This window comes from Methylophaga sulfidovorans (assembly GCF_900114205.1).
Taxonomy (GTDB): domain Bacteria; phylum Pseudomonadota; class Gammaproteobacteria; order Nitrosococcales; family Methylophagaceae; genus Methylophaga; species Methylophaga sulfidovorans.
In genome coordinates this window covers 30,756-54,129 of record NZ_FOSH01000002.1, presented here as the reverse complement: position 1 = coordinate 54,129, position 23,374 = coordinate 30,756, and the positions used below count along the sequence as shown (strand labels likewise).

The 23,374-nt window shown below is 42.1% G+C and carries 22 protein-coding genes and 1 riboswitch; of the genes, 19 read left to right on the top strand and 3 right to left on the bottom strand.

Annotated features, from left to right (window positions below; all coding sequences use genetic code 11):
- The 3 genes from BM232_RS01590 to BM232_RS01580 are packed head-to-tail and all read left to right on the top strand — an operon-like array spanning position 1 to position 2,824.
- Positions 1 to 987 (top strand): MucB/RseB C-terminal domain-containing protein, encoded by a 987-nt coding sequence (locus tag BM232_RS01590; RefSeq protein ID WP_091711452.1) that lies wholly within the window; start codon positions 1 to 3, stop codon positions 985 to 987.
- Positions 984 to 1,409, top strand: a complete 426-nt coding sequence (locus BM232_RS01585) for a SoxR reducing system RseC family protein (protein ID WP_091711451.1) — start codon at positions 984 to 986, stop codon at positions 1,407 to 1,409. The genes BM232_RS01590 and BM232_RS01585 overlap by 4 nt, the downstream gene beginning before the upstream one ends.
- Positions 1,406 to 2,824: a DegQ family serine endoprotease gene (locus tag BM232_RS01580; protein WP_091711450.1), complete on the top strand. Its 1,419-nt coding sequence runs from the start codon at positions 1,406 to 1,408 to the stop codon at positions 2,822 to 2,824. The genes BM232_RS01585 and BM232_RS01580 overlap by 4 nt, the downstream gene beginning before the upstream one ends.
- Before the next feature lie 317 nt (positions 2,825 to 3,141).
- On the opposite strand, the gene BM232_RS01575 is transcribed toward BM232_RS01580, so the two are convergent.
- Complete coding sequence (locus BM232_RS01575) at positions 3,142 to 4,485, bottom strand: MATE family efflux transporter (protein WP_091711449.1); 1,344 nt, start codon at positions 4,483 to 4,485, stop codon at positions 3,142 to 3,144.
- A gap of 292 nt (positions 4,486 to 4,777) precedes the next feature.
- Between BM232_RS01575 and lepA the strand changes: the two genes are divergently transcribed.
- The 14 genes from lepA (at position 4,778) to BM232_RS01505 (ending at position 18,265) form a co-directional block, all read left to right on the top strand.
- Positions 4,778 to 6,574 carry a translation elongation factor 4 gene (lepA, locus tag BM232_RS01570; protein ID WP_007145690.1) on the top strand — a complete coding sequence of 599 codons (1,797 nt, stop codon included), beginning with the start codon at positions 4,778 to 4,780 and terminating at the stop codon, positions 6,572 to 6,574.
- A 20-nt stretch (positions 6,575 to 6,594) separates the two neighbouring features.
- A complete protein-coding gene (lepB, locus tag BM232_RS01565) occupies positions 6,595 to 7,371 on the top strand; it encodes a signal peptidase I (protein ID WP_218153275.1) in 777 nt (258 codons plus the stop codon).
- 10 nt (positions 7,372 to 7,381) lie between these two features.
- Positions 7,382 to 7,759, top strand: a complete 378-nt coding sequence (locus BM232_RS01560; RefSeq protein WP_091711447.1) for a DUF4845 domain-containing protein — start codon at positions 7,382 to 7,384, stop codon at positions 7,757 to 7,759.
- Positions 7,759 to 8,442: a ribonuclease III gene (rnc, locus tag BM232_RS01555; RefSeq protein WP_091711446.1), complete on the top strand. Its 684-nt coding sequence runs from the start codon at positions 7,759 to 7,761 to the stop codon at positions 8,440 to 8,442. The genes BM232_RS01560 and rnc overlap by 1 nt, the downstream gene beginning before the upstream one ends.
- Positions 8,439 to 9,344, top strand: a complete 906-nt coding sequence (gene era, locus BM232_RS01550; RefSeq protein WP_091711445.1) for a GTPase Era — start codon at positions 8,439 to 8,441, stop codon at positions 9,342 to 9,344. Before rnc ends, era begins: the two co-directional genes overlap by 4 nt.
- A 9-nt stretch (positions 9,345 to 9,353) precedes the next feature.
- Entirely contained in the window at positions 9,354 to 10,067 is a 714-nt protein-coding gene (recO, locus tag BM232_RS01545; RefSeq protein ID WP_091711444.1) for a DNA repair protein RecO, read from the top strand.
- Between the two features lie 12 nt (positions 10,068 to 10,079).
- Positions 10,080 to 10,811 (top strand): pyridoxine 5'-phosphate synthase, encoded by a 732-nt coding sequence (gene pdxJ / locus BM232_RS01540; protein ID WP_091711443.1) that lies wholly within the window; start codon positions 10,080 to 10,082, stop codon positions 10,809 to 10,811.
- A complete protein-coding gene (gene acpS / locus BM232_RS01535) occupies positions 10,808 to 11,191 on the top strand; it encodes a holo-ACP synthase (RefSeq protein ID WP_091711442.1) in 384 nt (127 codons plus the stop codon). The genes pdxJ and acpS overlap by 4 nt, the downstream gene beginning before the upstream one ends.
- Positions 11,191 to 12,075, top strand: a complete 885-nt coding sequence (gene cysM, locus BM232_RS01530; protein WP_091711441.1) for a cysteine synthase CysM — start codon at positions 11,191 to 11,193, stop codon at positions 12,073 to 12,075. The genes acpS and cysM overlap by 1 nt, the downstream gene beginning before the upstream one ends.
- 62 nt (positions 12,076 to 12,137) lie before the next feature.
- Positions 12,138 to 14,144 carry a translocation/assembly module TamB domain-containing protein gene (locus tag BM232_RS01525; RefSeq protein WP_143092245.1) on the top strand — a complete coding sequence of 669 codons (2,007 nt, stop codon included), beginning with the start codon at positions 12,138 to 12,140 and terminating at the stop codon, positions 14,142 to 14,144.
- A gap of 9 nt (positions 14,145 to 14,153) precedes the next feature.
- Positions 14,154 to 14,762: a YdbL family probable chaperone protein gene (locus BM232_RS01520; protein ID WP_091711439.1), complete on the top strand. Its 609-nt coding sequence runs from the start codon at positions 14,154 to 14,156 to the stop codon at positions 14,760 to 14,762.
- Positions 14,763 to 14,847: 85 nt separating this feature from the next.
- Positions 14,848 to 16,182, top strand: a complete 1,335-nt coding sequence (gene rlmD, locus BM232_RS01515) for a 23S rRNA (uracil(1939)-C(5))-methyltransferase RlmD (protein ID WP_091711438.1) — start codon at positions 14,848 to 14,850, stop codon at positions 16,180 to 16,182.
- Positions 16,183 to 16,403: 221 nt separating this feature from the next.
- Positions 16,404 to 16,479, top strand: a riboswitch (cyclic di-GMP riboswitch).
- 17 nt (positions 16,480 to 16,496) lie between these two features.
- Positions 16,497 to 17,102: a VPLPA-CTERM sorting domain-containing protein gene (locus tag BM232_RS15020; RefSeq protein ID WP_091711437.1), complete on the top strand. Its 606-nt coding sequence runs from the start codon at positions 16,497 to 16,499 to the stop codon at positions 17,100 to 17,102.
- Positions 17,103 to 17,155: 53 nt separating this feature from the next.
- The gene (locus tag BM232_RS01505; protein ID WP_091711436.1) at positions 17,156 to 18,265 is read left to right on the top strand and encodes a DNA alkylation repair protein; all 1,110 of its coding nucleotides are present in this window, start codon (positions 17,156 to 17,158) and stop codon (positions 18,263 to 18,265) included.
- A gap of 470 nt (positions 18,266 to 18,735) precedes the next feature.
- Here the strand turns inward: BM232_RS01505 and BM232_RS01500 are convergent, their stop codons facing one another.
- Complete coding sequence (locus BM232_RS01500; RefSeq protein ID WP_091711435.1) at positions 18,736 to 20,268, bottom strand: SulP family inorganic anion transporter; 1,533 nt, start codon at positions 20,266 to 20,268, stop codon at positions 18,736 to 18,738.
- Between the two features lie 304 nt (positions 20,269 to 20,572).
- Here BM232_RS01500 and lexA point away from each other — a divergent pair, with 304 nt between their 5' ends.
- A complete protein-coding gene (gene lexA, locus BM232_RS01495) occupies positions 20,573 to 21,184 on the top strand; it encodes a transcriptional repressor LexA (RefSeq protein WP_245752791.1) in 612 nt (203 codons plus the stop codon).
- A gap of 3 nt (positions 21,185 to 21,187) precedes the next feature.
- Complete coding sequence (locus BM232_RS01490) at positions 21,188 to 22,420, top strand: DNA polymerase Y family protein (protein WP_091711433.1); 1,233 nt, start codon at positions 21,188 to 21,190, stop codon at positions 22,418 to 22,420.
- Between the two features lie 45 nt (positions 22,421 to 22,465).
- Here BM232_RS01490 and galU read toward each other — a convergent pair whose 3' ends face one another.
- Positions 22,466 to 23,320 (bottom strand): UTP--glucose-1-phosphate uridylyltransferase GalU, encoded by an 855-nt coding sequence (gene galU / locus BM232_RS01485; RefSeq protein ID WP_091711432.1) that lies wholly within the window; start codon positions 23,318 to 23,320, stop codon positions 22,466 to 22,468.
- Between the last annotated feature and the right edge of the window lie 54 nt (positions 23,321 to 23,374).

Genomic DNA, 23,374 nt, shown 5'->3' with positions numbered 1-23,374 from the left:
ATGCGTTTTTTGCTCCACCTGTTAGTCGTCACATTTGTATCATTCTCAACAACTGCTAGTGCTGATAACCCTGAAGCAATGCAGATCCTTGAGAAAATGACTTCAGCGGCAAAAACATTAACCTATGAAGGCGTGTTTAATTACCAGTCTGGTAGAAACTTACAGTCGATACGCATTTTTCATCGTGCAGATGAAAATGGAGAACTGGAAAGAATGATTTCTTTAAATGGTGCAGCCAGAGAAGTCATTCGTAGTAATGATATGGTGACCTGCATCAATCCCGATGGGAAGCAGGTCAACATTAGTCGACGTCCATTAGGAAGAGGTTTTCCTAGTGACTTGCCTCGACGACTCAGTTCAGCTGCACCTTATTATGAAGTTGAAATGGGTGGTAAAAGCCGAATCGCTGGTAAAGAAGCTTATCAATTATTGATTACACCAATCGACAATTATCGTTATGGTTATCATTTATGGGTCGATGCTGATACATACCTTCTTTTAAAGTCTGAACTTGTCGGTCAGGATGGGGATGTTCTGGAAACATTTTCATTTTCATCAGTGAGTACAGGCGAACCAATTCCTGACTATAAGTTTAAATCGTTACTAGCTGATGATGATATGGTCTGGCATAAAACTGAACCGGGTAAACCTATTGATATCGAGAAGCATCCTCATGAATTCGAATGGCAAGTTAATTGGCTGCCTGATGGCTTTGCATTGGTTGCTTTACAAAATCGTTTGCGAGCAAATAATGGTGCGGATGTCGAGCAGAGAGTGTATAGCGACGGTTTGAGCTCAGTTTCGGTATTCATCGAAAAAATTCGGGCTAAACACAATCATTTACATGGTGCCTCTCACGTCGGGGGGATCAATGCTTTCGGTACTATTATGAATGCTCACTTTGTGACAGTCGTCGGCGAAGTACCAGCGGTTACTGTTGAAAAGATTGGTAGTACGATTGCGTTCACGCCAGTTAACCAACAATGATTGAGCAGAAAGCGACAGTCATCAGCCGTCAAGACCAACTAGTATGGGTCGAAGCTGAAAGACAATCGACTTGTGGTCAATGTCAGGCTCGTAAAGGCTGCGGCACTGGTCTACTTGCTAAACACGTTGGAAAAAAATTCTCGCGCATTGCAGTAAAAGATGAAGGTAATCTGGAAGTTGGTCAGGAGGTGACAGTGTCTATTCCTGAAGAAGCATTACTTTCAGGTGCTTTTCTTATGTACATGCTGCCACTTATTTTACTTTTTTTTACATCAATTCTCGTCCGTTTGGCTGGTGGTGGGGAACTGCTGCAAATAGTGTCTGGTCTATTAGGACTGATTACTGGCTTTGTATGGGTGAAACATCGTATGAGTCATCATGATGCTGGTATCTATGTCAAATCAAATGAGGACTTCAAATGAGAGTAAACAAAAATTGGGCGGCGTTGACAATGCTGTTTGCTTGGCTAACGCTGAGTTTTAGCGTCCAAGCTCGTTCATTGCCTGACTTTACTGAACTTGTCGCCGATAATGGTGATGCTGTTGTCAATATCCGAACTCACAACAAAACCGAACAAACACCTACGTCTATGTTGCCGCCAGGTATAGAATTACCTGAAGGTTCAGGCATGGATGATTTCCTTAAAAAGTTTTTTGGAGGACAAGGTGGTGGCGCTCCTGTTCCCCGCGAAAGTGAGTCTTTAGGCTCAGGTTTTGTTATCTCTTCTGATGGTTATATTCTGACTAATCATCATGTAGTTAAAGATGCAGACGAAATTATTGTTCGTTTCAGTGACCGTACTGAGTTAGAAGCTAAAGTTTTAGGCAGTGACGAACGAAGTGATGTCGCTCTGTTAAAAGTAGATGCTAAAAATCTAAAAACAGTCAAACTGGGTGATTCAGATAATCTCAAAGTAGGTGAATGGGTGTTAGCCATCGGCTCACCATTCGGCTTTGATTACTCTGCTACCGCAGGCATTATCAGTGCACTGGGTCGTAGCTTGCCAAGTGATAGTTATGTGCCATTCATTCAAACAGACGTCGCGATCAATCCGGGTAACTCAGGTGGCCCATTATTTAACCTTGATGGTGAAGTTATTGGCATAAACTCACAGATTTACAGTCGTACCGGCGGATTCATGGGCGTATCGTTTGCGATTCCAATTGATACTGTCATGAACGTTGTTGAACAAATTAAATCACAAGGTTATGTCAGCCGTGGCTGGTTAGGTGTAGTTATTCAAGATGTGACGCGTGAATTAGCTGAGTCTTTTGGCTTGCCAAAACCAAGTGGTGCACTGATTTCTCGTGTTGTTGATAACAGTCCGGCTGCTCGAGCTGGATTTAAAACGGGCGATGTCATTCTTAATTTTGATGGCAAAGAAGTAGAGACATCTTCTGACTTACCTCCTATCGTTGGTAGAACAAAAGTAGGTAAAGAAGTAGATGTTGAAGTCATGCGTAACAACAAGCATAAAACGCTTAAGGTAACGATTGAAGAGTTGCCAAAAGATGAAGCCTTGGCTAGCAACAGCACCAAACCTGGCCGATTTGTTGATGACCGTCTATCAATGGAAGTGGCTGATATCACCCCAGAACAGCGTAAGCAGTTCGAAGTAGAAAAAGGTGGTGTTATGGTCATGAAAGTTGAGCAAGGCCCAGCTATTAAGGCAGGTATCAGACCTGGAGATATTATTCTGAGTCTGAATAACACTGAAATTAAAGACCCTCACCAGTTTATTGAGGTAGCGAAAAAGCTTCCTGCGAATAAACCTATTCCAGTGTTAGTACAACGTGGCGGTTCAGCTCAATTCCTAGCGATAGAAATTAAAGAGTAATCGAACTCACACAACTGAAGTTAAAGAGCCGTTGATGAGAATCAACGGCTCTTTTTTTATCTAAATCACCGCTATTAAAATAAATGCTGATATGTCATTACTTTCTATCGGTGATGAGAGCCTCATAAAACAATTAGCCCTTCATTAGATTCGATTTTATCCGATGTCTGTTTGTTAGAAAAAGATGGTTACAGTGTTTTAGGAATATTGAGGTAAACCTAAGTTACTACTGTCATTATGCTAAGCGCACAGGGTACATTTTTGTTATGAAGTGTTGTTTTCTGACGATATTGAATGGGCTGCAATAGATATTGCTATTAAATAACTGAAGGCTGAGTTTGTTTACTTGGCCGATAGATGCTGAATAGAATAATGGCAATGATAAAGGTCAGCCACTCTGAAAGCGGTAAAGCGATCAGAAACTTAGGCTCAGGTAATAACCAGGATAAAATCAGTAATAGCAGGATCGGCAAAAATAAACCTCTGGATAAGGCAATAACCATTGATGGAATAGGTTTTTGGATGGCTGTTAGGTAAATAGACATAATGACGTTAACACCATTAATCAGAAATAATGGCCATAACAAAGCAATAAATTGTTTGGACAACTGCAAAGTATTTTCTGCTGTTTTATCTAAAAACAATCTGCTGATTTGTTCGGGGAAAAAGACTAAACAAAGCGTCAGACTGATACTGATAAACAAAATACAGCTCAGGGCGGTAAGCAAAAATTGACGGATACGCTGTACATTCTTTGCACCATGATTTTGACTGACGACCAGGTGTAGTGCATCTGAAATACCGTAATACAACATCAAGCTGATAAAAATCAGATAATTGATAACGGCAAATGCAGCGATGCCTTCAACATCGAGCCGGCGTACTAATAGCCAGTTCAGCACTAAAATAACCAGGCCTCCTGATATTTCGTTGATAAACTCGGAGCCGCCATTAAACATTGCTGGCTTGATTTCAGACCAGTGGTGTTGAATTAATGAAAAAGATAGCTTTTTCTGTGTTCGTAAAAAGTAGCGCCCCAGCATTATTAGCTGAATAGTTTGGGCAATGGCTGTGGCTACTGCTGCACCTTTAAGTCCCCAGTCAAATACGATAATAAATAGTGCATCTAGAACAATGTTGATGATAGCGCCACTGATCAATGCAGAAGAAGCCAGGGTTTGGGCATTATCCTGACGAATAAAGTAATACATCACCATGGTCGATATTTGAACCACTAATACAGCATTGATGATGTAAAAATAAGGCAATATTAAAGGCAGTATCGAATCGGGTGTACCGAGGAAAAACAAAATATTCTCTGCAAATATCCAGGAAAGCAGCATAAAGCTCAAACCAATCACAATAATGGTGATAAGACATTGGCTGAACACATCTGACGCGGCATCAAACTGTTTTTGTCCGAAGTAATAACCCGCTCGAACGGCACCACCTATCGATAACATCAGAGCCAGACCAAATATCAATGATAGATAAGGAATAAGTAAATTAATGGCTGCCAAACCTTCTGCACTGACGAATTGACCCACAAAAATACCATCCACAATGCTGGCCGTGGTGATGGCTAATAAGCCCAGAATGGAAGGAATGGCAAAGCGTAAAAAGGTAGGAATGATCGGGCCGGACAGGACAGCGTTATCCATGATGATTGTTATCCACAAAAGTTCTTTTTTTCTAGTGAGAAAGCCTTGTTGAGATTAATTCGTATCTAAGACCGGTGACAGAGTGTCAGAGTGTTTGTCATATGTCACGTTTTATCTATAGACAAGCTAGATTATCGTTTTGTGACAGTGAAATGCGTATAATATCCAGTCATTTGCTGAGCGCGTGACTCAAAGGCCAATATCATCTGCCAGCGGGAACAATGCATGTCATGCAAAATCTATGTTAACTGTTCGGAATGGCCACCGACGTCACTAATGAAAATGTAACTAAATGAAGAATATACGTAACTTTTCTATCATCGCCCATATTGACCATGGTAAATCCACTATTGCTGATCGCTTTATCCAAATTTGTGGTGGTCTGACTGCGCGGGAAATGTCACAACAAGTACTCGACTCTATGGATATCGAGCGCGAGCGTGGCATTACCATCAAAGCACAGAGTGTCTCTCTGGAATACAAGGCGCGTGACGGTGAAACTTACCAGCTTAATTTTATCGACACGCCAGGCCATGTTGACTTTTCTTATGAAGTATCTCGTTCGCTAGCTGCTTGTGAAGGCGCGCTTTTAGTTGTTGATGCAGCTCAAGGTGTTGAAGCACAGAGTGTCGCTAACTGTTACACAGCGATCGAACTGGGTTTAGAAGTTTTACCCGTGTTGAATAAAATTGATTTACCTTCGGCTGAACCTGAACGTGTTGCTCAAGAAATTGAAGATATCATCGGTGTTGATGCCATGGATGCAGTACGTTGTAGTGCTAAAACAGGCATTGGTATCGAAGATGTGCTGGAAGAGCTGGTAGCCAAAGTCCCTGCACCTAAAGGTAATCCAGATGGCCCATTAAAAGCGCTGATTATTGATTCCTGGTTTGATAGTTATGTGGGTGTCATCTCCTTAGTGCGTATTGTTGATGGCTCGCTGAAAACCAAAGATAAAATCAAAGTCATGTCGACCGGACATGAATATCAGGTTGATCAAGTCGGCACATTTACACCTAAACGTACACCATGTGATGTGCTGGATTGTGGTGATGTAGGCTACGTCATTTCAGGTGTGAAAGAAATTGATGGCGCACCGGTAGGTGACACATTGACCCATGCACATCATGGCGCCGATAAAATGTTGCCGGGTTTCAAAGAAGTAACGCCGCAGGTTTATGCCGGTATTTTCCCTGTCAGCAGTGATGACTATGAAAATTTCCGTGAAGCCTTATCTAAACTGCGTTTAAATGATGCCTCATTATTTTTTGAACCAGAAAGTTCACAAGCTTTAGGGTTCGGTTTCCGTTGCGGTTTCCTTGGTCTTCTGCATATGGAAATCATCCAAGAGCGGCTGGAGCGTGAATACGATCTTGACTTGATTACTACTGCACCGACAGTGGTGTTTGAAGTCTTGAAGAAAAATGGTGAAGTCGTTCGTGTTGAAAACCCATCATCACTGCCAGATATCGGTACGATTGAAGAAATTCGTGAACCAATAGTCCGTGCTGACATTCTTGTTCCACAAGATCATCTTGGTGCGGTTATTACATTGTGTGTTGAAAAACGCGGTGTGCAGAAGAACATGCAGTACATGGGTAAGCAAGTGGCATTGACCTATGAACTTCCGATGAATGAAGTGGTCATTGATTTCTTCGATCGTGTGAAATCTGTCAGTCGTGGTTATGCCTCACTCGATTACCACTTTGTCAGATTTGAACCTGCCAATCTGGTTAAGCTGGATATCATGATTAATGGTGAGCGTGTTGATGCTTTATCACTGATTGTGCATAAAGATACTAGTGTCAGTCGCGGTAGGTTGTTAGTGGAAAAAATGAAAGAGCTTATCCCTCGTCAAATGTTTGATATTGCGATTCAGGCAGCGATTGGTGGTCATATTATTGCGCGCTCCACAGTCAAAGCGATGCGTAAGAATGTGTTGGCAAAATGTTACGGTGGTGACGTTTCTCGGAAACGTAAATTATTAGAAAAACAAAAAGCAGGTAAAAAACGGATGAAATCTGTCGGCAAGGTGGATGTTCCACAAGAAGCTTTCCTTGCTGTTTTACAACTGTCAAAAAATTCATAAACAGGTAGGAGCGTTAAACAGTGAGTTTTCCCGCAATCATGGTTTTACTGGTAGCCATCACTGGCTTGATTTGGTTAATCGACAAGCTGTTTTGGGCTCCACGTCGTGATAATAATGCAAAAGAACCTGTCGTGGTGGAATACGCACGCTCTTTCTTTCCAATTATATTATTGGTGTTGGTGATTCGTTCATTTGTTGCAGAGCCTTTCCGGATTCCATCATCATCAATGGTGCCAACGCTGCATATCGGTGACTTCATTCTGGTGAATAAATTCTCGTATGGCATTCGTCTGCCAGTGCTTAATACAAAAATTTTCGATACGGGTGAGCCACAACGCGGTGATGTTGTGGTGTTTCGTTATCCGGTAAAAAAACATAAAGACGATCCAGATGTTGACTACATCAAACGGGTTGTAGGTTTGCCTGGCGATAAAGTCGGCTATTTCAATAAAACGATCTATATTAACGGTAAACCTGTAGCACAAGAGCCGCTTGAAAAGCCGGAAAGCATGATCAATATTGCTGCTCCAGGATCAGAATTACGCTCTGAGCAATTAGGTGAACATAAACATTTAATACTTGTTGAACCGGGTATTAAACGCGTAGAAGGTGAAACGGTGGTACCTGAAGGACACTATTTTGTGATGGGTGATAACCGAGATAACAGTAATGACAGCCGTTACTGGGGTACTGTCCCAGAAGAAAATCTGGTCGGTAAAGCGTTTCTGATCTGGATGAGTTGGGACTGGAATGAAGGTGGTATTGTCTGGAATCGTTTAGGTAAATCGATTGAATAAGGAGATTGTGATGAAACACCAACGAGGTATGACGTTAATCGGTTGGGTCATTGTCCTGGCCTTGATCGCTTTTTTTGTCACATTAGCGATTCGTTTGGTGCCGATGTATCAGGAGTATTACGGTGTGGTACAGATTATGGATGATATGAAAACTGAGCTGCGTAATAACAACTTATCTAAAAATGAAGTGCAAACCTTGCTTTCCAAGCGTTTTAATATTGGTTATATCAGTAGTGTAAAACGCGATGATGTTGAAGTGTTTCGTGGTAAAAATACAGGCTATGTGACCAAGATTGTCATCGACTATGAAGTCAGAAAACCGTTTTTTGCCCAGATTGACCTTGTGGGTCATTTCCACAAAGAAATTGATGTAGAGCCAAAGCTATAATGATAACCCAGCGGCAAAAAGCCCTGTGCAAACAGTTAAAAGTAGAATTTAAAGATAGCGCCTTTTTACAGCAGGCATTAACGCACCGTAGCGCAGATCCAAAAAATAATGAACGTCTGGAATATCTGGGCGATGCTATCCTCAGCTTTGTGATTGCTGAAGAGTTATTTAACCGTTTCCCTCAGGTTAAGGAAGGAAAATTAAGTCGGTTAAGAGCGTCTTTAGTGAAAGGTGAAACTCTGGCTGAACTTGGCCGTGAGTTAAAATTGGGTGATGTATTAATACTGGGGCCGGGTGAGTTAAAAAGCGGTGGATTTCGACGTGAGTCTATTCTGGCTGATGCTGTTGAAGCTATATTAGGTGCACTCTATCTCGATAGTGGCCTGACCCAGGTTAAAGATCTTATTTTAAGATTATTTGCTGAACGGTTAGATGCTATCGATGTTACAGAAACAGTCAAAGATCCCAAAACACGTTTACAAGAATTATTACAGAGCCGTAAGCAGCCCTTACCTTTGTATAGCGTGAAAGAGTTAAAAACCGATAAAAAACAACCGGTATTTGAAGCTTCTTGCCAGATTACCTTGTTAGATAAGGTGGTTGTTGCTCAGGGTAGCAGTCACCGAAAAGCTGAAAAGAAAGCCGCTGAACGTGCCTTAACCTTAATTGAAGGTAAACAATGAACTCAACACCATTTCGTTCCGGTTATGTAGCCATTATTGGTCGTCCTAATGTCGGTAAATCGACATTGATTAATCGTATTCTTGGCCAAAAACTGTGTATTACCTCACGTCGGCCTCAGACCACTCGCCACCGTATCCTGGGTATTAAAACTACTGCTGAAGGGCAGTTCATTTATGTCGATACGCCGGGCATGCACAGTGATGGTAAAAAAGCGATGAATCGTTATATGAACCGTGCTGCAGCAGCCTCGATTGATGATGTCGATGTGGTGTTGTTTGTGGTGGAAGGACTGAAATGGACCGAAGACGATCAGCGCGTATTAAAACGCATTCAACAAGATGCGCGTTCGCCAGTTATTTTAGTGTTAAATAAAGCAGATAAATTATCAGATAAATCTGACTTATTACCACAAATACAACAGCTTGCACCACAGTATGATTTCGCTGCGGTTGTGCCTATTTCTGCACGAAAAGGCATGAATACAGATGTGCTGGAGCAGGAAATAGCGAAGTTAATGCCGGAAGGCGAAATGATCTTTGATGAAGATCAGTTAACTGATCGCAGTTCTCGGTTTCTGGCTGGCGAAATTGTTCGTGAAAAATTATTCCGTTATCTCGGTCAGGAGCTGCCTTATTCACTCACTGTAGAAATTGAACAGTTTGAGGAAGAAGAGGGCATGTTCCGAATTGGCGCTGTTGTTTATGTCGAGCGAAGCGGCCAGAAGTCGATTGTAATCGGCAAAAAAGGCGAACAATTAAAGCTTATTGGTCAGGATGCCCGACTGGAAATGGAACAACTGTTTGGCTGTAAAGTGTTTTTACAGATTTGGGTCAAGGTGCGTGAAGGCTGGTCTGACAATGAACGTATGTTAAGAAATCTGGGTTACAACGACGATTTGTAGTGATCGCTTGTGGAGCTGACATCTGCCTTTATACTACATCAAAGACCATATCGTGAAACCAGTTCTCTGGTCGATGCACTAACGCGTGATCATGGTCGTGTGAGTCTGGTCGCTCGAGGTCTCAGGCAAACAAAGAAACGTTCATCACCCATACAGATATTCCAGCCTTTATGGTTAAGCTGGTATGGCCATGGTGACTTAGTTACGTTAAGCCAGATAGAAAAAGATGAGCCGGGTTATCGTTTGCTTGGCAATGCTAGTTTGTGCGGGCTCTATATGAATGAGTTGTTGGTAAAATTACTCCCTGTTCATGAAGCTGAGCCAGACATTTTTGATGCCTATCGCCAGGCTTTATCTTCGCTCCAGCAAAATAATAATGAGCAGATTACACTACGTTTATTTGAAAAAGCGTTGCTTAGTCACTTGGGCTATGGCTTGGCATTAACTGTGGATGTAGAGTCGGGAGAAGGCATTGAAGATGATGGTATTTATATCTACCATCCTGACAGCGGTCCTCATCGCGTATTTGGTCAACGTTTGCAGAATACGGTATCAGGACGAAGTCTGCGTCACCTCGAACAAGAAACAGGGTTTGATGAGCTTAGCCTGAAAGAAATCAAACATATGATGCGGTCGGTGATAAATTATTATCTGGGCGGACGGCCACTACACAGTCGTCAGTTATTTGCTGGTCTTAATCAATTTAATACAAAAACAAACTGAGTTTGGAGATTCATGTCTATTTATCTAGGTGTCAACATCGATCATATTGCAACACTTCGTCAGGCTCGTGGCACACGTTATCCTGATCCGATACAGGCAGCAATTGAAGCAGAGCAAGCTGGTGCAGACAGCATCACATTGCATTTGCGTGAAGATCGTCGACACATTCAGAAACGTGATGTCGCCATGTTAAGTGATATCCTGCAGACAAAAATGAACCTGGAAATGGCAGTCACTGAAGAAATGCTGGCAATGGCTGAAAAATATCGCCCTGCAGATTGCTGCCTGGTGCCTGAAAAACGTGAAGAGCTGACTACCGAAGGTGGCTTGGATGTTGCGGGACAATTATCTCGTATGCAGGAAGCATGTCAGCGTTTAGCCGCTGCAAATGTGCGTGTTTCTTTATTTATCGATCCTGATTTAAGTCAAATCGAAGCTGCTGTTGCCTGTGGTGTACCTATCGTAGAACTGCACACGGGCCGTTATGCCGAAGCTGAGACGGATGCAGAAGCAGAGCAAGAGTTAGCCATTATTGCGGAAGCAGCAAAACAAGCGCATAAAAGAGGGTTACAGGTCAATGCAGGGCATGGTCTGCATTACCACAATACACAGAAAATCGCGGCCATACCTGAACTGGTGGAATTAAATATCGGTCATGCCATAGTGGCTCGTTCTGTTTTTACTGGTTTTCAGGCGGCCGTTCGCGAGATGAAGCAGTTGATGCAGGACGCGCGCCGGGGATGATTATCGGCATTGGCACAGATCTGGTTCATATTCCCCGAATGCAGGCCTTACTCGATAAACATGGTGATAAATTTGCTGAAAGAATACTTAGTGATACTGAGTTCAGCGAGTTCAGATTACAACTTAAACCGGCTAATTTTTTAGCAAAACGTTTTGCAGCAAAAGAAGCGGCAGCTAAAGCGATGGGAACAGGTTTTCGTGATGGTTTAAGCCTGCGTCATATCAGTGTCAAAAATAATTCACTTGGCAAGCCAGAATTACAGTTTGAGAAAGTGGGACTTGAACTGAAACAGAAAATGCAGATAGATAAGGCCATGTTAAGCCTGAGTGATGATCATGAGTATGCGATTGCTTATGTTGTGTTAATGGAAGCAAATTGATGAAATCTTACCCGACCATTGAAGCCTTTATCGGCCATACACCGTTAGTCAGATTACAGCGTATTCCCGGCAAGTCGAGTAATACTATTCTGGTGAAACTGGAAGGTAACAATCCTGCAGGGTCAGTCAAAGATCGGCCTGTGGCAAGTATGATTCAGCAAGCTCAGCTACGTGGTGATATCACTCCTGGTGATACTTTAATTGAAGCGACCAGTGGCAATACCGGTATTGCACTGGCGATGGTGACGGCTATATTAGGTTATCGGATGATTCTGATTATGCCGGAAAATAGTAGCGCCGAGCGTCGTGCTTCCATGAAAGCTTATGGTGCCGAACTTATTTTGACCGAGGGTATGGAGTCTGCCAGAGATTTAGCCTTACAGATGCAGAAAGAAGGCAAAGGCAAGGTACTGAATCAGTTTGGTAACTTTGATAATCCACTGGCTCATTATGAAACAACGGGGCCCGAAATTTGGACTGATACAGCAGGTGAAATTACCCATTTTGTCAGCTCAATGGGCACTACCGGTACGATTATGGGCACATCGCGGTATTTAAAAGAACAAAACCCTGAGATTCAGGTTGTTGGTGTGCAGCCGGCTGAAGGTGCGAGTATTCCAGGAATTCGTCGTTGGCCCGAGGCGTATTTACCTGAGATTTTCGAACCAGAACGCATTGATATGACATTAGATGTGACACAGGATGAGGCGGAAACCATGATGCGACGACTGGCCGCTGAGGAAGGTATTTTTGCTGGTGTGTCATCCGGTGGGGCCTTAGCTGCAGCAATGAAAGTCTCTGAGCAGGTAGAAAATGCTGTGATTGTCAGTATTGTCTGTGACCGTGGTGATCGTTACATTTCAACAGGCGTTTTTCCTGCCTGATAATGAAATATCTGACGCTAAAGTCAGTTTTTCTATGGCTATGTATATGGTCTCTGCCCGTATTGGCTATCCAAGCTATTCAAATTGATATTGAACATAGCTGGGCAGAAAAATTTGATGCAAAAGAGCTGAAAACTTATGTCCAATTTAGCTCTGATGGTCTGAAACTCTCAGGCCAGGCGGCTCAAATCAGCTTAGCTGCACCACTAAATCAATTACGCAATGTGACATTTGAGTGTGAAAAGGCCGCTTGGTTAACCGATGCATTTCGTTGTCATTCAGGTACCTTACAGTTTTCTCAGCCTGAGTTAGGTCAGCAGCGTATTCAGTTCAAAATTGATGCCAATACTGAAGACGAACAATATGATATCCAGCTACAAAATCTGAGACTGGATGGCGGTACGGTAAACCTTGATATTAGTCTTGATCAACTGCATTGGGACACAGATATTGATGCTCAGAATATTCCCTTGTCAGCACTACAGAAATGGTTACCTCAATTCTTGGATAAACAATACGTCAATGCTGTAAATGACTGGCAGCCTCAAGGGCAAATATCTCTGCAAGCACGTATTGATGGAAACAAACAGGGAATAGTCTCCGCTACTGCAAAATGGCAATTCACTGACTTGGGTTTTAGTAATACGACGGCAAGTCAGGTGGCTGAGAATGTAACAACGCAGGGAGAAATCTCCTTACATAATACCGATAATACTTGGGACTTTATTGCTTCATCTTCATTGATGGCAGGTCAGGTTTATAGTGATCCTGTCTTTGTCGATTTATCTACTTCTGCCATTGAGTTAAGTGTTGATGGTAAGTATGAAGCAGACTCAAATCACTGGACTTTAGCGGATATTAAGTTAAATCAGTCAGAACAGTTCAATGTAGAGGCTATTGCTGAAGTAATAGATAACGTGCCAAGCAAGGTTGAAGCGAATGTTACTGTAAAAACACTATCGTCGTTTTATTCGACATGGGTGAAACCTTTCATGGTGGGCACTGCCGCTGCTGATTTACAGTTATCTGGTCAGGTCTCATCATCGATCAGTTGGTCTGATATGCAGCATCAACTTAAAGCCACATTGAATAATGTGAGTGTTGTAGATAGTCAGCAACGTTATAACGCTGAGAACATGAATGGTGAATTGGTTTGGACCAATAGCGAAGCGCCTTTAGATGGCTATTTATCCTGGCAGCAAGCTAAGCTTTATTCCATCGATATTGGTGCTGGTCAGTTGCATACGCAAACCGTTAAAAACGGCTTTAAATTAGTTAAGGAAACCAGCATTCCTGTTTTGGATGGTGAACTTCAAATTAATCAATTGAGTTTGCAACAACAAGAAGATAAACAGATAACCTGGTCATTTGATGGTTTATTGTTACCGATATCTATGGAAAGTTTAACGCAGGCACTGGGTTGGCCAATAATGCACGGTAAGTTATCTGGCGTGATTCCTCATGTACGTTATCAGTCTCATAAACTCACTATTGATGGTGCATTACAGGTCAAAGTTTTTGATGGCACAACAGTCATTCGTGATTTACGTTTAACCGATCCTTTAGGTGTATTACCACAACTGTATGCCAATATTGATATGAAGGATTTAGACTTAGCATTGATAACAAAAACGTTTGATGTTGGAAAGATTACCGGACGTGTTTCCGGAGAAATATATAACTTACGCTTGTCTAACTGGCAGCCTGTACAATTTGATGCCAAGTTGGCGACCTCTGAAGATAATCCGGGTAAACGCATCATCAGTCAACGCGCCGTGGATAATTTAACGCAGGTGGGCGGTGGGGCGTCAGGCATGATTTCGAGAAGTTTTTTACGCTTTTTTGACGACTTCTCTTATAAACGTTTAGGGCTTTCTTGTCATTTACGGAATGATGTTTGCGAAATGGCTGGCATCGAAGATACTGATCAGGGTTACTATATTGTAAAAGGTGGTGGCGGTTTACCACCGTGGATTGATGTCATCGGCTATACGCGTAGAGTGGACTGGGCAGATTTATTAGAACGTATCAAAGCGGTACAAAATAGTTCTGGACCGATAATTGAGTAAGGAGAGATTATGCAAATCATAAAATGGTTAACTGGCACGGTGTCGGGACTAATGTTGGTCTCGTGTGTCACCATTAATATCTATTTTCCAGCAGCGGCGGCTGAGAAAGCCGCGGACAGGATTATTGAAGATGTGTGGGGCCCAGAAACACAACCTGCAGATACTTCTCAACCTGAGAAGCAGGATAAACAATCATCAGCATCCGATGCCAGAATGCCACTTGCTATGTCTGTATTGAATTGGATAGTACCGCAAGCCGAAGCAGCAAGTGCTGATATCAATATTAATACACCGGCAATTAATGCATTACAGTCGAGCATGAAAACACGTTTTGAAAGCCTGAAATCTTTCTATGATAGTGGCGCGATAGGGTTAACCGATGATGGTTTTATTGCGCTACGTGATGCCAAGTCTGTGCCATTAAAAGATCGTAATCAGCTGAATAGTCTGATTGCCGCCGAAAATAATGATCGTAAAGCACTTTATGCTGAAATCGCCAGAGCAAATGGTCATCCGGAATGGCAGAATGATATCCAGCAAACCTTTGCACAGCGCTGGATAAGTAATGCCGCAAAAGGCTGGTGGTATCAACAAGGTGGCAGCTGGAAACAGAAATAAATCCTCCAGATTGATTATAATAACGACATCCAGTGGTGTGAAAACATCACTGGATTTTTTATTTTTCAGAGATAAGAGATAAACCATGGCAAGACGCAGCCGCAGACAAAGAATACCGCAAGAACCCGTTACAGCAGAGATTGAATCTTTATCACACGATGGTAGAGGCATTGCTCGCATTGAAGGTAAAACTGTTTTTGTGGATGGCGCGTTAGCCGGAGAAAAAGTGAACTTTCAATATAGTCGAGTTCATAAAAAATATGATGAAGCGCGCACCATAGAAGTATTGTCTGCTGCTGATGACCGGGTCGAAGCAAAATGTCAGCATTTTAGTATTTGTGGCGGCTGCAGCCTGATGCATATGTCACCCGAAGCCCAGTTAGTTCATAAACAAGCCACATTGGCTGAACACTTTGCCCACTTTGGCAATCTCACTCCTGAGCAATGGTTAGAGCCATTGACAGGGCCATTATGGGGATATCGTCGTAAAGCGCGCCTCGGTGTTAAGTATGTAGCGAAAAAAGAACAGGTGCTGGTGGGCTTTAGAGAAAAGTCCTCTCCATATATTGCCATGCTTGAGCAATGCGAAGTCTTAGATCCACGTGTGGGTCATCGTTTAACAGATTTAGCCTCACTAATTGGCGGGTTGGAAGCCTACAATCGCATCGCTCAGATTGAAGTGGCAATGGATGATGAAAACGTTGCACTGGTGTTTCGTAATCTGGATGCCTTATCTGATGCCGATAAAAAGGCACTGATTGGTTTTGGTCAGGAAAATAATTTATGGATTTATCAACAGCCTGGTGGCCCTGATACCATATCCTTATTATGGCCTGAGTCAGCACAGCTGAGTTACGCTCCGGAAGCGGGTTTAAAATTACAGTTTGAACCGAGTGACTTTACTCAGGTAAATGCCGGTATTAATGAAAAAATGATTCAACGGGCAATGACTCTGCTGGATGTTCAGCAAGGAGATCGGATTCTTGATTTGTTCTGTGGCCTAGGTAACTTTACTTTGCCTTTAGCTAAACGAGTGACAGAAGTAGTTGGCGTTGAAGGTGACGCGGCGCTTGTTCAGCATGCTAAAAATAATGCTGCGCTTAATGCATTAAAGAATGCTGAATTCGAACAAGCGGATCTGACACAAACAGAATTGAAAGATTACCCATGGGCTAAAAAAGGCTTTAATAAAATCCTATTGGACCCACCAAGAAGTGGGGCGTTTGAAGTCTTGCATCAACTTGCTGCATTAGGTGCTGAGCGTTTGGTGTATGTGTCCTGTAATCCGGCGACATTGGCACGTGATGCTGGTGAGCTGGTTAACCAACATGGTTATATTATGGAAGCGGCCGGTATTATGGATATGTTTCCACACACCACACATGTTGAATCGATAGCCGTTTTTACAAAAAAACGTTAAAAAAATTAGAATTAGTACCAAGGTACAATTGTTCTGATGGAAACTAAGATAATACAATGCATCTGACTGGGAGATATTCCCATGTTTTTATCAAATATTAAGGGTGGTATTTGATAAAAAAGTCTGTAGATAGCTGATTAATTTACTATTTAGTACCAAAGTACAATTGTTCAGCTAATTATCAATCATTAATATGTATTGTGCAGGTAGTGATTGCATATTGAATTTTAAGCCAACTTTGGTGTGAGCCATGTGACGGAAAGCCACGGATCTTTTTAAGATGGCCGGGTTGCATAGTAAATAAGGATAATTCTATGAAATTTTATAAATCGGCTATGTTAGTAGCTGCTATGTTATTAGGTTTTTCAAGTGTTGCTTCAGCAACGTTTTATCATGGTGGTCATCATCATGGTGGTTGTGGCGATAGTGGTTCAACATGTGACAATCCCCAAGCTTATTCAACTACTTTAGATGCTGAAGTAACTAACTACGATGACTATGGTTTTTTCGGTTTTGGAAAAACCTCAGAAGCTTACATGGATTTTGATGCTATCAATGAGCCTACCCTAAAAATCACCTCGGCTACATTATCAGTTAAATCAAATGCCAACGGTTCATGGTTCTCTGATGGCTTATGGACACTGGATAATCATTTTCCATATCTGACATACATTGGTAAGTTAGATGGCGGTGTTGATGTATTTGAGTTAAGTTCAAACTTATTTGATGAAGTTCTTGCTGGCATTAGCTTTACAGCCGTATTTGATAAAATAAAAGAAGATGTATTCTGGGCATCATTAACTGTTGATGGTACATACTGCCCACCAGTTAGCGAAGTGCCAGTACCTGCTGCATTATGGTTGTTTGGTTCTGGTCTGATGGGTTTCACAGCAATGCGCAGACGTAAAAAAACTGCCTAAGCTAAGACAGAATATCGTATGATAAAAGCCGCGATTTCATCGCGGCTTTTTTTATGGCTGAACAACTCAAAAATAAACTTAATATCTCAGCAGTTAATGAACTTGGTTCACTGATTCACTCAGTATGGCCAGATTTTGCTGTGACTGAGTTTATTGAGACAGTATTACTGAAACTGGATGAGCTAGAGCTCAAGGCACGTGCAGACTACCTTGCTAGGAGTTTGCATGTCTACCTGCCTGATGATTATGTTGATGCGATTGCTATTCTGTTACAGGCGGCTGAATACCTAAGAGAAGAACAGTTTTCTGGCTGGGCACATTATTTAGCCTGGCCATTAATTGACTATGTTGCTTTATACGGTCTGGAGCATCGAAATATTTCTTTTGCTGCGCTTGAAAAACTCACTCCATTATTTACGGGGGAGTTCGCTATTCGTTTTTTTCTGAAGGCTTACTTTGATGAAACCTATCAGCAAATGCTGGTATGGGCTGAGCATGATGATGAACATGTAAGGCGATTAGCCTCTGAAGGAATCCGGCCTCGCTTACCCTGGGCACAGCAGTTGACTGAGCTACGTCATGATCCAGCACTGATATGGCCGCTTCTTGATAAGTTAAAAAATGACCCGAGTCTGTATGTCAGACGCTCAGTTGCTAATAACATTAACGATATCAGTAAAGACCATCCTCAAATGGTTATTGATGTCTGTTCTGAGTGGCAAAAAAATGCTTCTGAGAATACTTCTTGGGTGATTCGTCATGCTTTAAGGAGTTTGGTCAAACAAGGAATAGCTGATGTGTATCCGCTATTAGGCTTTAGCCAGTCGGTTAGCATTGAGCAAGTGCAATTTCGTCTTTCCCACTCACAATTATTACTTGGTCAAACACTGGTGTTAGAACTTGAAATGCTTAGTAAACAGGTTCAACACGCTGTATTAGATTATAGAATACGTTTTGTTGGTGCTAGTGGAAAAACAAGCCGGGAAAAAGTCTTTAAGTGGAAAAATATGCGTTTAGCAGAAGCTGAATATCTTCAGATACAAAAAAGACATACTTTACAGAAGATATCGACTAGAAAATATTACCCGGGCACACATGAGATTGAATGTTTATTGAATGGTCAGTGTATTGCCCGGGCGAGTTTTGAGCTATTGATACCGTAATTGCGTTAAGACATGATAAAGCCATAGGCAACAAGTACTAACCAGCCAACAGACATCACGCAGATTAATGCGGCAAAGTTGTCATGAATATAGTGTTCAATTTTTTCCATAATAATCTCCTCACTGAGAATGTTATGCTGTTTAAACAGCATGAGATTATTATTGACCTACCCGAGATATTGGGCATTGACCTAGATCAAAAATGAACAACTTGTCGAATGGAAATAGTTCTGAGCATAAAAAAAGCCAGTCATGGACTGGCTTTTTAATGTTACTGCTGGTTGGCTTAGTGGTTATATAGGCCGAAAGCAATCAGTGACAGCCAAAAAACAGTAAAGCCAAGAATAATATGTGGAAATTTTTCTATCAGCAGTTTATCAATTTTTTTTAACATCTTTTTTCTCGTAGTTCAATGGGTTATACAAAATTTAACTTATTATTATGGGCTTAAGATAGCAGTTATTTGGCTTTTATGCCAGCTTATCATCAGCAATATGATAGTGCGGATCTTCCATTACATTGACTTCAATAAGATCAGCTGCATTGTTGAGCAGTTGCTTACACTCTTCACTTAAATGGCGTAAATGCAGCGTTTTACCCGCTTTGATATAACGATCGGCCAGGGAGTCAATAGCTTCAATTGCTGAATGGTCATAAACGCGTGAGTTTTTGAAATCAAGAATGATATCGTCAGCATCATCATTTTTCGGATCAAATAACTCATTAAAGTTGCGAATCGAGCTGAAAAATAATGGCCCATTCAATTCATGAACGATAGAGCCTTGTTCATTTTTATAACTTTTCAGATAAATATGTTTCGCGTGTTGCCATGCAAACACCAGCGCCGACATGATAATGCCAGTAATTACCGCGATAGCCAGATCAGTAAAGACGGTAATCACGGCGACGGAAATACCGATAATGGCATCAGGTAGTGGGATACGCCCAAGTAAACGGAAGCTGGCCCACTCAAAAGTGCCTAATACCACCATAAACATGACCCCGGTTAAAGCAGCAATAGGGATGATTTCAATTAGTGGTGATGCAAATAAAATAAAGCACAGTAAAAACAACGCTGCTGAGATACCGGATAATCTACCACGGCCACCCGAGTTAATATTGATCATACTTTGACCAATCATGGCGCAACCGCCCATACCACCAAAAAAGCCTGTTACGGTGTTAGCCACACCCTGGCCAATACATTCTTTATTAGGGCGACCGGTGGTTTCTGTGATTTCGTCAATCAGCGTTAAGGTCAGCAGAGATTCTGTTAGACCAATAAATGCCAGGATAAATGAGTAGGGAGCAATAATCAGTAAGGTATCGAGATTGAAAGGTACCATTGGAATACTGAATTCAGGAAAGCCGCCAGCAATAGAGGCAATATCACCTACTGTACGAATATCAAGATGTACACCAATCGCCACTAGGGTGACAACAATAATAGCGGCTAAAGATGATGGGAAGGCTTTGGTCAATTTCGGTAAAAAGTAGCTGATCGCCATGGTTAACGCGACCAGACCTAACATCCACCATAACGGCCCACCGGACAGCCATTGTTCTTCGCCATTTTCACCTGTGACTTTAAAGGATTTAAGCTGGGCCAGAAAAATCACCATGGCCAGTCCATTTACAAACCCGAGCATGACCGGTAGTGGCACGATACGAATAAATTTCCCCAGCCGGAATACACCTGCCAGAATTTGTAAAACGCCCATTAAAATCACGGTAGCAAATAAATATTCAACGCCATGTTGTGCAACCAAAGCCACCATCACAACAGCTAAAGCACCTGTCGCTCCTGAAATCATGCCAGGACGGCCACCAATAGCGGCGGTGATTAATCCGACGAGAAAAGCGGCATATAATCCGACTAAAGGTTCAACACCAGCGACAAAAGCAAAAGCAACGGCTTCTGGCACCAGTGCTAACGCAACAGTAAGCCCAGACAGCACATCATTTTTTATGTTCTGTGGACGTTTTAGTAACAGATTAAACATAGAATCCCTTTATAAACCAAACTGAGCTATGACTCATACATACGCATGCGTGACAGGCGTAGAGCTTATTTATTTTGATTTTGACTGAGTCATGAGAGGTAAGCCTTCGATGATGAAAGGCTTGAAAAGGCAACAATTATCGCTGAAAAACCGCATTAAGTCTAGTTTTTGCTTAAATTTACTCCTTTAATAACAAAGATATAAGTACTTCCTGTTCATGAGGAAATTCATAAAAATAATGCTTGCTCAAAAGGAATAAATTCTCTATATTTTCTCTTCTCAATATTTTCTCTAAAAGGAAGAGATGATGCTGACTGAACGTGAACAAGATACTTTGGATTTTATTCGCCATTACATTGATGAACAGGGACGTTCACCGTTAGTTTCTGAGATTGCCAAAGGCTTAGGGATTAAGTCTCAGGGCACCACCCATCGCTATATTCAGGCATTAGTTGATGCCGGACTTTTGGAGAGGCATGTCGGAAGAACACGAGGCTTGCATTTAACTGAACAAGCTGAACCTGTTCCGCTGGCAGCCGTCACTTTGCCAGTAAAGGGAAAAATTGCTGCTGGCCGTTTAGTTGAAGCTGTCGCTGATGAGTCCGAAATTGATTTAAGCGATATGTTTACCGGTAAAGGCCGTTTTGTCCTGAAGGTCAACGGTGACTCAATGATTGATAAGGCCATTATGTCGGGTGACTATGTGGTTGTGCAATCACAGCCGACTGCTCGTCATGGCGATATTGTTGTGGCATTAGTTGATGGCTTTGATGCGACCTTGAAAACATTATTGATCAACAATGATGGCACAGTGACATTAATGCCTGCCAATGTGAATTATGAGCCTGTAACATTGCCTGCCAGCCGGGTACGGGTACAAGGCGTGGTGGTTGGGCAGTTGCGAACGTATCCTTAATTAATGGATTCGGATTCATCTGCACCGTGGTCAAGGATGATTGCCTTAATTGATATGGATTGTTTTTTTGCTCAGGTTGAGCAAATGGATAACCGGAATTGGTTTCAGAAACCGGTCGCGGTGACTAATGGCCAGCAGGGAACGACCATTATTACCTGCTCATACGAAGCCAGATCATTTGGTGTGCACACTGGTATGCGTTTGAAACAAGCAAGGCAGTTATGTCCTGGCCTGATTCAGGCGCCTTCACGTCCTTATCGTTATGCTGAGTTATCAACCCGGATTATGGAAGGGCTCATCGATATTACGCCTGATGTGGAAGTATTTAGTGTGGATGAAGCTTTTCTGGATTTAAGTCGTTGCCAAAGCTTATATCGTGGGGCGACAGACATTGGATATTTAATTAAAAAAAGAGTCTGGCAAACGTCTGGTTTACGTTGCTCCGTAGGAATTAGTGGAGATAAAACTACAGCGAAATTCGCTGCTAAAAAGTCTAAACCTGACGGGTTGAAAGTGATTCATCCAGAATTAGCTGCTGAAGTGCTGGCACCAGAAGCGGTGACAGCGCTGAGTGGAATTAATAAAGGTATTGGCCGCTTTCTTAAACATTACGGTGTAGAGCGTTGTGGTGAAATGAAAAAAATGCCAATAAGTTTACTGTCGAAACGCTTTGGTCATCTAGGTCGGCGAATATGGTTAATGGCGCAGGGCCTGGATCCGGAACCTTTAAATTTTAATGTGAAAGCACCCAAGACAATTGGGCATGGAAAAGTTTTGCCACCTAAAACGGCTCAAAAAAATATCATCCTGACATACTTACAGCATATGGCAGAAAAAGTAGCGGTCAGGATGCGTTGTTTTTGTTATCAGGCCGAGTGTTATTTTATCGGCTTAAAAACGGAGAGGGGTTGGCTTAAAACAAAAGCACATGCGGGTGTCTATACGGATGATGGACAAGTTATTTATCAGCTATGCAAAGCCTTTGTTGATTTTTACTGGTCAGGGCAAGGTGTTTGGCAAGTACAGGTGACAGCAATATCGCCCCGGCAAGGGAAACAACTGGATTTATTTGAACAGCCTAATCTGCACAGAGAACATCTTAATGAGACGGTAGATAAAGTGAATTACCGTTATGGTGAGCTTACTCTGGCACCAGCCAGGCTATTACAGAAATCTACCATGCCGAATGTAATTGCCCCTGCATGGAAGCCCAAAGGCCACCGTAAAACGATATAAAAAAGCCGGCTATATAGCCGGCTTTTTTTCGAACTCAAATACGGTTTATTTTTTTACGTGGTCACGCTGATAGTAATAATTGGTTGCTTCAACAAAGCCGTCGATACTACCGCAGTCAAAACGGTGACCTTTAAATTTCAGTGCCAATACACGTTTTTCTTTTGCTAAAGTGCGGATAGCATCAGTGATTTGGACTTCACCGTTGGCGCCTGGCGCTGTTTGTTCAATGTATTCGAAAATATCGGGTGTTAATACATAGCGTCCGATGATACCCAAATGACTTGGGGCATCTTCTGGTTTTGGTTTTTCCACCATATCGTCAACTTCATAAACACCGTCTTCGATTTCACGGCCGGATATCACACCATAACTGCTGATATTGTCACCAGGGACTTCTTCAATAGCAATCACGCTGCAATTATATTTTTCATATAATTCAACTAACTGACCTAAGGCACGCTTTGATACGTTTTCATCAGTTCGGGCACAAAGATCATCAGCCAGAATAACAGCGAATGGTTCATCACCAATGATCGGTTGTCCTGTCAGAATAGCGTGACCAAGACCTAACATTTCACGCTGTCTCATGAAGATAAAGTCACAGGTATCCATGACCGCACGGATATCTTCGAGATGTTTTTCTTTACTTGTACCAAGAATCTGATGCTCTAATTCGTAGCTGGTATCAAAATGATCTGCTATAGCACGTTTGCCTCGGCCCGTAATAAATCCAACTTGGTTGATACCTGCTTCAATAGCTTCCTCAACACCATATTGAATCAATGGTTTATTGACGACAGGAAGCATTTCTTTTGGCATAGCCTTGGTTGCTGGCAGGAATCGTGTGCCATAACCTGCTACAGGGAATAGGCATTTGCGTATTTTTTTAACTGGTTGCATTCATTGTTCCTTATTTTTTATATAGCTTAGCTGATAGGTATGAAAGTCTGATGA